Origin of the sequence: uncultured Bacteroides sp. (genome assembly GCF_910578895.1) — a bacterium.
In the GTDB taxonomy this organism is placed as follows: domain Bacteria; phylum Bacteroidota; class Bacteroidia; order Bacteroidales; family Bacteroidaceae; genus Bacteroides.
Map to the genome: position 1 here is coordinate 1 of NZ_CAJTSC010000081.1, position 10,285 is coordinate 10,285.

General features: G+C 42.5%; 9 protein-coding genes. 1 reads left to right on the forward strand and 8 read right to left on the reverse strand.

The window, feature by feature from the left end:
• The 8 genes from QZ327_RS13560 to QZ327_RS13595 form a co-directional block, all read right to left on the reverse strand.
• The coding region (locus QZ327_RS13560; protein WP_294620154.1) for a DNA alkylation repair protein at window positions 1–1,004 on the reverse strand (1,004 nt) is incomplete at its 3' end.
• 414 nt (window positions 1,005–1,418) lie between these two features.
• Entirely contained in the window at window positions 1,419–2,822 is a 1,404-nt protein-coding gene (locus tag QZ327_RS13565; RefSeq protein WP_123486818.1) for a mobilization protein, read from the reverse strand.
• 209 nt (window positions 2,823–3,031) lie between these two features.
• The gene (locus tag QZ327_RS13570; protein ID WP_202769661.1) at window positions 3,032–3,988 is read right to left on the reverse strand and encodes a toprim domain-containing protein; all 957 of its coding nucleotides are present in this window, start codon (window positions 3,986–3,988) and stop codon (window positions 3,032–3,034) included.
• Window positions 3,989–4,200: 212 nt separating this feature from the next.
• A complete protein-coding gene (locus QZ327_RS13575) occupies window positions 4,201–5,277 on the reverse strand; it encodes an AAA family ATPase (RefSeq protein WP_123615854.1) in 1,077 nt (358 codons plus the stop codon).
• Between the two features lie 14 nt (window positions 5,278–5,291).
• On the reverse strand, window positions 5,292–5,600 hold the full coding sequence (locus QZ327_RS13580) for a DUF3853 family protein (protein WP_080650746.1): 309 nt from the start codon (window positions 5,598–5,600) through the stop codon (window positions 5,292–5,294).
• 223 nt (window positions 5,601–5,823) lie between these two features.
• Window positions 5,824–6,849 carry a hypothetical protein gene (locus QZ327_RS13585; protein WP_123615850.1) on the reverse strand — a complete coding sequence of 342 codons (1,026 nt, stop codon included), beginning with the start codon at window positions 6,847–6,849 and terminating at the stop codon, window positions 5,824–5,826.
• Window positions 6,850–6,860: 11 nt separating this feature from the next.
• A complete protein-coding gene (locus QZ327_RS13590) occupies window positions 6,861–8,150 on the reverse strand; it encodes a PDDEXK nuclease domain-containing protein (protein WP_162222979.1) in 1,290 nt (429 codons plus the stop codon).
• A gap of 65 nt (window positions 8,151–8,215) precedes the next feature.
• Window positions 8,216–9,499 (reverse strand): site-specific integrase, encoded by a 1,284-nt coding sequence (locus QZ327_RS13595; RefSeq protein ID WP_294620163.1) that lies wholly within the window; start codon window positions 9,497–9,499, stop codon window positions 8,216–8,218.
• 445 nt (window positions 9,500–9,944) lie between these two features.
• Between QZ327_RS13595 and QZ327_RS13600 the strand changes: the two genes are divergently transcribed.
• A partial coding sequence (locus tag QZ327_RS13600; RefSeq protein ID WP_294620165.1) for an Arm DNA-binding domain-containing protein occupies window positions 9,945–10,285 on the forward strand: 341 nt, incomplete at its 3' end.

The window sequence follows — 10,285 nt, forward strand, 5'->3', positions numbered from 1 at the left end:
TTTCCTTTGTATTCCTTCTCACTGATTTTATAGACTTTCCTCGTCATCTCTCCATTCATTTTCCGATAATAGATTCCGTATTCCAATCTTATTGTCCGTTTTTCCGTATTATAATTGTTTAGATTAAAACAAAATTCAACAGAATCACCCATTTTTATTCTTTTTGTAAGAATCTTAAAGTCACCTATGCTGATATTGTCATTCAAACTCAGTCCAAACAGGTTCAATATCTCGTGATTCCCCTGCTTAAGCAATGTTCGGCATCCATGCTTGATAACCCAATCAATATTCTCTGATTGCCCTTTCCATTTTTTAGCCAAAGCAATTACGATTTGTGGATTATCCTTTGAAATATCGTTCAGGTTATTGGCAACACTCAACCTTACAAACCTGGATGGATCGTTTTTCAGATTTTCCATAATCGGAATGATGGGAGCTGGATTTTCTTTTAATTTAGGCAATGACATCGCCCACGGCAGACGAGGTCTGCACCCTTCCGATGCAAGCCTCCTTACCCCCCAGTGCGGATGTTTTGACCAAGCCAACATCTGTTTCATCATTTCATCTTGATATTTCACAATAAAGGCATGGGTCACAAATTCGCAAGTCGTGAATTGCGTAATTCGCTCAATGGCTTTCACTGATGTCTCATAGTCCTCTATTCCATATCGCTCCACATAATGGTCCAAAATAACCCCATATTCTAATGTCAGCAAATTGAAATTTTTATCGTCTATCTTTGAAAAATCGAGCAGTCTAACTTTTACACAGTCTAATAATTTAAAGATTTTCGCAACAGCTTCTTTATACTCGGTTGGCATAAACTTGTGCAGAACAGTAGTTATGTGTGCAATCCGCTGCTTATAACCTCTGTTCTCCCATTCTTCATCCATAACTAAAGTTACAAACTTGTCTACACTCATGTTCTGGAGAACAAGAGACAAGTCGTTGACAAACCTTCCAAAGAATGGCTTATCAAACATATTTTTAAAAGATTCTGCCATTACTTTTATCTTACTACTATACCATTTTCGATGTTGATTTCAATTTCATAGTCCTTTATATCCTTGATTCCGATGCCGCTATGAGTTCTTTATCTGCTTCGATATTCTTCATCTACAAAATAATACAATGCTCCATAGCACGATGGAGCGATTTATAAATGCAGAAGCACAAACTACTGATGCAACACTCGAAGTCGAAAGTCGTAGGAAACCTTGTGTACAGATGTAGAGGTAGCAGCCCATGCTGTATGCGTGAGAACCACTATGCAATCCCAGTACACTGGTGAATTTCCTACGTTCTCGACTTACAAGAGAGCATAACGCTTCTTATTTTCTTATTTCTTGGAAAGAGTTGCCCCTATCCGAATGCAAAATTAGTTATTTTATTGATGTTTTGGATTATATAGAGCGTAATTATAGCTTGAATCCTCTATTTTTTCTTGGCTCTTCCGCTGACTGTCGTAAACTTTGCCGTAATTTATTCCACTGTTCTTTGAACCATTCGTCCATCGACTGCTTGTTTATGGTCAGTATCAGTTTGCTATCATCGGTTGGATTCTTTTCCACCTTGAAAATATCATTCTTGATGTCAAACTTCCGTCTGTGTTCTTCGGAATAAATCCTGCCATTGCACCTGATAGCCTCTTTCTTGGTCAGGAGGCTCTCTATCATTTCTTTGGTGAAGCCGATGGCAGCACACAATTTTTCCATTCTCAACATCTCCCTGAGCATCGGAAACCACTTGAAAGCCTTTTCAAGCAAGGTATTCAGCCGTGATATTTCCTTGTCTTTGGCTTCAAGTTCCTGATTGTGTATTCCTTGAAGATTACGAATCTGTTTGCCATGCTGTTCCTGCATCTGTTGCATACGGACTTTTAAATCGTCAATGCTTTTGTTCCGTTTGGCAATCTCCTGATGCAGTTCCACATTGCTATGCTCCAGCTCTTTCAGTTTTCCGCTGCCGAAAAGAGAACCTACACCGCTTGCTATGGCTGTGGCAGCATCGGTGGCTGCGCTTTTGAGCTTGTCGGTGCGTATCTCCGATTTTACCTGTTTGAGTTCCTGTTCGGCAAGTTCCACCTGTTGTTCTTTATGCCGCTTTGCAGCATCTATGCGTTGCAGTTCGGCTTTCTGTTTTTCAATGATGAAGTCATTGCGTTCCAGATGTTCTTTGCCAGTAACATTTTTTGATTGCCCACGTTCCATCATTAGAATGTCTGATGCCAAAGTCTGCATTTTTGCCATATCCTCGTCATTGAGTTTACGGCTCTTTCCTGTATCGTGGTTCATCCAGTCAAAAACAATATGGGCATGATAATTCGGCTTAAACCATTTTTCACCCACTTGAAAACTCTCTTTGTCTTCTGCGTCAGGTTTTTCACCCAGCCAATGTCCTTCGTCCTTATGCAGGAATATTTGGAGTGGCGTGATGCCCCAGCGTCTTTGGCACTCTTCGCCAAATTCACGCACATCTGCCAATGTGGTGTCCGCTCTGATGAGCAACACTCCCTCACGGATAGGTGAACATCCTGCCACCTTGATTATTTTACCATTCTTTCCTTTGCGTTCCCGTTCTTTTTCCTGCATGGCACGTCCGGTCTTTTCCTTGACCATCCGTTTGATATTGTCATAGTGCGTTTGCAGTTCGGGAGTGCCGAAGTTCGGGTTTATCCATTGTTCGTTGTCGGCAGAAAGTTCGGACACAACATAGATTTTGGACACCCCGATGTTTCGTATATACTCGTCAGTCCTTCGGTTATGCGCCTCACTCGATGCGATGTTGCAAGGCTTTATGTGTATGCTTGATTTTGTTGCCATAGCTTCTTTTTTTGTTTACATTAGATTACTTTGTCCGCTTCCGTAACGGGGTTCTTAGGGGTAACCCATAAGCGGAGATTGCAAAGAGAGGGTCACTCTTTGCTCGGGGTTCTCAGGGGTGAAACGCCCTGAGTGGGTCATTAGGGCAAAGCCCTAATCCCCTCGGGAGAGCCCACAACTACGGAAGCGGAGCGTGTAGTTATAGTGGGCTATAACCGAAAGCCGTTCTTCTTTTTCGGTGGCTGGGTGTGCGTCTCTTTTACGGATTGGATTTGCCCTTTTCTTTCAGCCTGTTTCTGTAGGTATTCGTTCAAGTCCTTGCATTCGCTGTAGGTCTGCGAAGCGTCACGGATGTATAAATCCCTACCGTATTCCATACGGATTTGCCGGAGTGCTTCCATCCCTGCACGGTCATTGTCAAAGAAACAATGGATGCGCTCGTAGCTACCCAAAGGATAGAGAGCCTTGCTTACATTCGATACGGAGTTCAGCACAATGTAGTCCTGTCCGTCCAACTCCGGATAATTCGGGCAGCTCTCCTGTCTCAATGTCAGAAAGGAGAGGTAGTCCATGAATCCCTCGAACACATAACACGTTTCCCTCGCTTTTCCCGACTGTCTGATATGGGAGATTTCCTTAGGGGCTATACAGCCTTTGAAATAGCGGTTGCGAATCTCATAGCCGCCCGATACATTAGGAAAGGCAATGGCGAAATACCGCCTGCCGTTGTTGGTGAAATGAGCTTCTCTGCATTCTCTTTTTGCCAGTTCCGTATTTATTCCCCTTTCCTGCAAATAGGAGAGCAGGGCAGGAGAAGAGAGCGGTACAATCTCCAGTTGCTGGAAACTTGGCTCGGAAAATGATTGCTTGCCAAAAGAGAAAGACACTGGGCGGATGTGTGGTGTCTGTTCCTCAATTTTCTGTAAGATGTAGGAAATGCAGGTGGAACAATAAAGCTCCTGTGCCAGTTCGATGATGCCGCCACCTTTGCCGGGTGCAAAATCATACCATTGGTTACGTTCGGTATTTACCTTGAACGAGGCTTCGGTTTCTTCCCTTAGCGGTGATTTATACCATAGGTTGATACCCTGTTGCTTGACGGGAGAATATCCCAAACTGTACAGATAATCTGCTATCCTGATTTGCTTGGCTGTCTGTATATCCATAAAATGATTGTTTTAGTAGTTGGTGAATTGATTTGTTTTTCTTTTCGCCCGTACCATTTTAAGAAGTACGGTCTGTATAACCACTTCACTAAATTGTCGTATATATAGAGTACGGTAATAAAGTGAAGCGGTTTATCCATTCCTTGCATCACTTCGCTTTATCCTTAATATATAGACCCACAGAATAAAGTGAAGCGATTGCAGGTAACGGGCTAATAGTGGAAGTCGGGCATGAATGTGTATTTTCTGCCGTTCTCCTGCACTATCATCCGTTTGTTGCGAAGCATGGTGATGAGCGGCACCGCCTTTTGATGGTTCAGCTTTACACCTATTGACGTATAGCTTTTGATTAAGGCATCTTCCAGTTCCTTGTAACCGTATTCCTCTTTCAGCCCGAAAACGGCTTCCAATGCGATACGGTGCTGCTGCTCGGTAATATGCCTGTAAGGGTCGAACTTTTCTTCCTCGGGTCTTCCCGGTTTCCTGCTTTCTGTTTTGTAACCCTCTATGAGTTCGGGCAAGGCACTGTCGTTGATGCGAAAGGCAAAAGGCTCGAAATCCATTGCCCGGATGTGCATGGCTGAAACATTGCTTATATCTCCGTTGCTTTTGTCTTTTTCCACCAGCAATACGGTTTCCGCCTTATTGTTCAACTCCGTGCCGATATGCCCTCTCGCATTCTCATCCCCTTTGTTCTGGTGCAGTATCGTATGGATATGTATCTGCCTGTCGTCCGTCCACTGCATCAGTTTGGATATGATGCGTGTGGATTCGCCGGGGCTGTTGATGTCATATACCATGTCACGGATGCCGTCTATGATTACAAGACCAATGTCGGGCGTATTATAGATAGCCTGTTCGACAATCCTGATACGCTGTTCAGGTGTGTATTTTCTCAAGGCGAGAAACTCAAGGTTCTCATTATCCCTGTCATCAGGCAAGTCAGCCATCCGTAAAATACGTTTCATGACTTTCAGGCAATGATAAGGACTTTGCTCCGTATCAACATAAAGCACTTTCCGCTTCCCGTCGGAGAGTTCCGCTACATACCGCAACACTGTGCCATTCTTCAATGCGGCGGCTACGATAGCCGAAACATTGAATGTTTTTTTACTTTTGGCTTTGCCGATGGATGCGCTGAAGTTGCCCAATGTCCCAATGACAGAACCATGCACTTTGAGGATTTCAGGTGCTTTCTCATAACTTTTCGACAGACTCAAACGTGAGGCTTGCCAAAGGATTACGGCTTCTTCTGCCGATATGTCCTTAAACTCTTTCATATAGTCCATAGCCATTCCTCCCATTATTTCCGTCCTCCGGTTTTCTTTCCTGCCAGTTCAAGGGCAAGCTCCACATCCACGATAATCTTGCGTCCTATCTGGGTGATGGCTTTGTCAATCTTTCCGCTTTTCTTGATGCGGTTGGCGGTTGGCAGGCTGCACCCAAATAGTTTGGCTATGCCCAGTATTCCGTACACATACTTTCTTTCTGTGTCCGTAACGGGTCGTGGTTGCACTTCCGTTTGACCGGAAGCGTGTTTGCTCAGGAATATGAACTCTTCGCCTGTCATCTGCCAGACGGGTTTTAATAATAACTCTTGAAGATTTGTCATCGTTCAATCTATTTAGCCGTTAAACAATCAGCCCTGCGCACTGGCTGTTATCTCTGTTCTCGAACGATGCAAAATTAGGTAGGGGAGTGAGTGGTAAGGATGTGGTTGGCGTAAATAGAATATTTTATTATTTCTCTGAATATCAGACAATAAAAATACCACTCAAAAATTAATTTGAGTGGTAAAAGTGGTAATTTCGTAAAATATCAGGGCATATCACGGATTATCGGAATATTGCGTCCATTTCTTTAGCGAACTTCTGGTTACTGTCACTTGGAAAATCGGAAACTGGCTCTTTGTACTTTGACTTGTAGTAGTTCTCGTCAATATCCAACTGTTTCAGGATTATATTTTTCCATTTATCTCTGTCTTGTTTGGGCAGTCTTTCACTCATCAGAAATATCAGGTAGCACACCCGTATCTTTTCCCTTGCCTTGATTTTTAATCCCTTTTCACAGGAGGATAGGTTCATGTTGGCATAGAAGTCCTGCGTTGCAATATCTTCAAACTGTTCCCCCACACAGACTTTATGAATAAGCGAAAGTAATTCTGCATCGAAATATTCGGATTGCTCCTTTGGCGCATCCTGCTGTTTCTCTTGCTTGCTCGGTTCATCCGGCTTGTCTTTTTCTACGGGAATATATTTTGCCAATATTTCCATAAAATGGAAACTCAGTTTATAAATATCTCCGCAACAGTTCTCAATATATTGGAGAGATTCCTTTCTTGCCTGCCTTTCCAATTCATAAAGCCTGTCCAGTTCTTCTTTTTCCTTCTCATATTCAGCCTTGCAGCGTTCATACTCCTTTTCGGCTTGCTTTTCTTCTGCTGCCGTATGTACCCTGTAGCCAATGGAATCATACCTGTTGTATGCTTCATTCAAAGGCTTGCTTAAATTTTGTGTAACTCTCAGCTGTGCTTCTATATCAGCGTCATATCTGCCAGCGAAGTTGTAGCACACACGAGAAATTATCTCATCATCAAACAATGGATGTTTTTCGTAAATCAATATGTTTTTCTCTATCTCGGTTCTCAGGCTGTTGAGAATCAGAGTATATTTTTCTTTCTGTTTGTCAAGCACCAGTTCAAGGATGGCGGCTTCAAAAGCTTTTGTGTCATTGTATTGCTTATAGAAGTCCGTGATGAATTTCTGCCTTTCAAAAGAGAAAGCATGGCTGATTATAAAGTCGCTGTATATCCGGTTGAGTTCGCCATATTGGGGAATCATAATCTGTATTTCTCCTGCCATATACGCTTGGTTTATGGATTCTTATCTTTATCAAGAAGGGAAGTCAGTTCCTCTTCCACTTCTTCTATACTTGGCAGAGCCGATTTTAAGTTTTCAGGTATAGCCTTGCTCAACTGGTAATCGCTGATGCCTATCGGCTGGTCGTAGCCTGTCAATGCGTATTGCGCTACAACTTCATCTTTCCCCTTGCACAGCAACAATCCGATAGTCTTGTTGTCATTCTCTCCCCTTAATTTGTCATCCACTACATTGATGTAGAAGTTCAGTTGTCCTGCATACTCCGGTTTGAATGGGGTAGCCTTTAATTCTACTACAATGTATGCGTGTAAGGGGATGGAATACAGAATCAAGTCTGCATAGAAATCGCTGTTACCAATTTGAAAGTGTTTTTGTCGGGCAACAAAGGCAAAGCCATTCCCCATTTCCAGCAAGTAACGGGTGACGTGCTTAACCAGTTGTTCTTCTATGTCCCTTTCGTCTGCCTTTTCCTTAGTTCCAGCCAAGTCAAAGATGTATGGGTCTTTCAGAAGGTAATTGGCAAGGTCGCTTTGCGGTGCAGGAAGCGTGGCTGTGAAATTATTAACCTTGTTGTTGCTGATTTGTCTGCTATATAAGTTGGTCTCAATTTGTATTTTAAGAACATTGCTGCTCCAGCCCATTTCCACGGACTGTTTCATGTACCAATAGCTTACGCCCAATGGAAGCGAACTGTTAAGCATAATCACATGGCTTGCCCAATTGGTTCTTGCAACAGGTGATGCCATAAATACGTTTTCTATATCCTTAATTTCCATACGGTAAATGTCGGATACGGTTTTGGCAACATTATGAATTTGTGCAAGAGGTTCTTGCGTGATTATAATTTCTTTGTTATCAACGGATTGAATTTGCGCAAGAGGCTCTTGCGTAAATTGCGAATCATTTAAGTAGTGTACTTCATCTTCAATTTTCTTCACGCTTGGAGCTATCAGCTTTGCATCCGTATCAATGAAATTCTGCAATGCTCTCAATGGATATGTTCTTGCAAACTGACACATATAGGTAAGGTTGCGTTCCGAATAACCTTTCTTTTCGGGATAATTGAATCGGATAGCCTTTGCCAATTGTTTGATGGTTTTGCTTCCCCATCCGTGCAGTTGCTGATGATAGAGAATATAGTTGCCCATTTTCCAGTAATGGAACAACATTTGCGCATTGGCAGCGGTAATCAGCCTTACTTGCGCCTGTTGTATTTCCGAACCGACAGCATTTATAAATGCATCAAAATTCGTCTTTTCTATGTTATGTCCGTTGTTGCTCATCTTATGATATTTTCAGAATACAAATATACTTCAATGGTGGTAATCTATGAAACTAATTGATACTTTTATAGTTGATTAAACTTGTTCATGGCGTTTGCCCTGATGTCATCCGCTATGTCAATATAGGGTTTCATTGCTTTATAGTCGCTGTGCCCTGTCCATTTCATAACCACCGGTGCCGGAATTCCGAGTGCCAACGCATTACAGATGAAAGTCTTTCTTCCTGCATGGGTACTTAACAATGCGTATTTGGGTGTGACTTCATCTATGCGCTCATTTCCCTTGTAGTAGGTTTCCCGTACAGGCTCGTTGATTTCCGCCAGTTCACCCAGTTCTTTCAGATAATCGTTCATCTTCTGATTGCTGATGACGGGCAATGCCATGTGGTTCTCGAAATGAACATCCTTGTATTTTTCAAGAATGGCTTTGCTGTGGTCGTTCAGTTCGATTATCAGGCTATCCGCAGTCTTGACTGTGGTGACTTCAATGTGGTCGGGCTTAATATCACTTCTTTTCAAGTTACGGACATCCGAATATCGTAAGCTCGTGAAGCAGCAGAACAGAAAGACATCCCTGACACGTTCCAAATACTGTTTGTCATGCGGTATATGATAATCTTTCAGTTTGTTCAGTTCATCCCATGTCAGGAATATTACCTTTTTAGGGGTTGTTTTTAATTTGGGTTTGAATGCGTCGTATGCAATGTTCTGATGATGCCCTCTTTTGAAGCTCCAACGCAGGAACCATTTGAGAAACCCCATCTGTTTGCCAATAGTGCTGTTTCTCATGTCCTTTTTATCACGTAAGAAATTAACATACTCGTTCAGCCCGAACTCGTTGAAGTATTCAAAGGTTACATCCTCCTTGAACTCTTTGATGTGATTTCTTACCGCTGCAAATTTCTCATAGGTGGATGCCGTCCAATTATTCTGATTGCCACACTCCTTTACAAATTCATCGAATACCTCCCAAAAGTTTATCTGTGTTTCTTCCTGCTGCTCTTCGTTGGCATCTTTCATCCGCAGGTTGAACGCATCCTTTAGCTGTTGGGTGGTTGGCATGGCTTCCTGTACCTCAAATTCCTTGAATACGTTTTGAATCTCGGCATAGTATTTCAGCAAGTCTGCATTGATTTCGGATGCGCTTTGCTTTAGTTTGTTGGTGCATCCGTTCTTTACCCGTTGTTTGTCGGCATCCCATTTGGCTACGTCAATCCGGTAGCCTGTTGTAAACTCGATGCGTTGGCTTGCGTATATGACACGCATACGGATAGGCACGTTCTCTACGATTGGCACACCGTTCTTCTTCCGGCTCTCCAATGCAAAAATGATGTTACGTTTGATATTCATAATTGGGTGCGTTTGAAATTCTACACCCAAATATACACCCAAAAATTGAAATAGCAAAAGGCATTTAGAAAGATTTAGATTTACTTTGCATTGTATATAATATATGATTATCAGTGATTTGCAATTTTATGATATTTTCTGAAAGCATAGGTTCTGGAGCCTCTCTCTCCGCTGAACTAACCGGACAAAACCGGACAAAGAACAGCCAAGTTTCACAAATTCAACGATTTGTGGAACTTTTTTTATCCCCTTATGTCTGCCCTACCGGACATCATTTAGCCCTTAAATGACAAAGTTAGTAACCTAACTCGTACCCCCGGCAACTGAAAGTCCAAAAGGGGTACACTTAGTCCGAAATTGGCGAACTTCTGTCGCTATTTGGCGAGCCTGTATAAACTTCACTTTGAGTTAATTACCGTAGTTTTGTAACCAAAAAAGTGAGTTTATGAAGAGTACATTTTCCGTTCTTTTCTTTGTGAAAAAGGACAAGCAAAAAATCAATGGCAGTTACCCTATTTTTGTCCGCATCACGATTGATGGTGTGGCAAGCCGTTTTAATTCCAAACTGGACGTTCAACCCAAACTTTGGGACGGTAAGGCAGGCAAAGCCGCCGGACGTTCTGCGGAAGCTACCCGTATCAACCGATTGCTGGATGATATAAACGCATCCCTTAATACCATTTATCATGAACTGCAAAGGCGTGACAATTATGTTACCGCCGAAAAGGTGAAAAATGAATTTTTAGGGCATAGTGGAAAATCCACTCAAAGTAGTCCCCTTAATTC

Bases quoted from the DNA above. Each gene is read 5' to 3' on its own strand.
- QZ327_RS13595 (WP_294620163.1), bottom strand. From the start codon at position 9,499: ATGAATATCAAACGTAACATCATTTTTGCATTGGAGAGCCGGAAGAAG.
- QZ327_RS13585 (WP_123615850.1), bottom strand. From the start codon at position 6,849: ATGGCAGGAGAAATACAGATTATGATTCCCCAATATGGCGAACTCAAC.
- QZ327_RS13570 (WP_202769661.1), bottom strand. From the start codon at position 3,988: ATGGATATACAGACAGCCAAGCAAATCAGGATAGCAGATTATCTGTAC.
- QZ327_RS13565 (WP_123486818.1), bottom strand. From the start codon at position 2,822: ATGGCAACAAAATCAAGCATACACATAAAGCCTTGCAACATCGCATCG.
- QZ327_RS13575 (WP_123615854.1), bottom strand. From the start codon at position 5,277: ATGGACTATATGAAAGAGTTTAAGGACATATCGGCAGAAGAAGCCGTA.
- QZ327_RS13580 (WP_080650746.1), bottom strand. From the start codon at position 5,600: ATGACAAATCTTCAAGAGTTATTATTAAAACCCGTCTGGCAGATGACA.
- QZ327_RS13590 (WP_162222979.1), bottom strand. From the start codon at position 8,150: ATGAGCAACAACGGACATAACATAGAAAAGACGAATTTTGATGCATTT.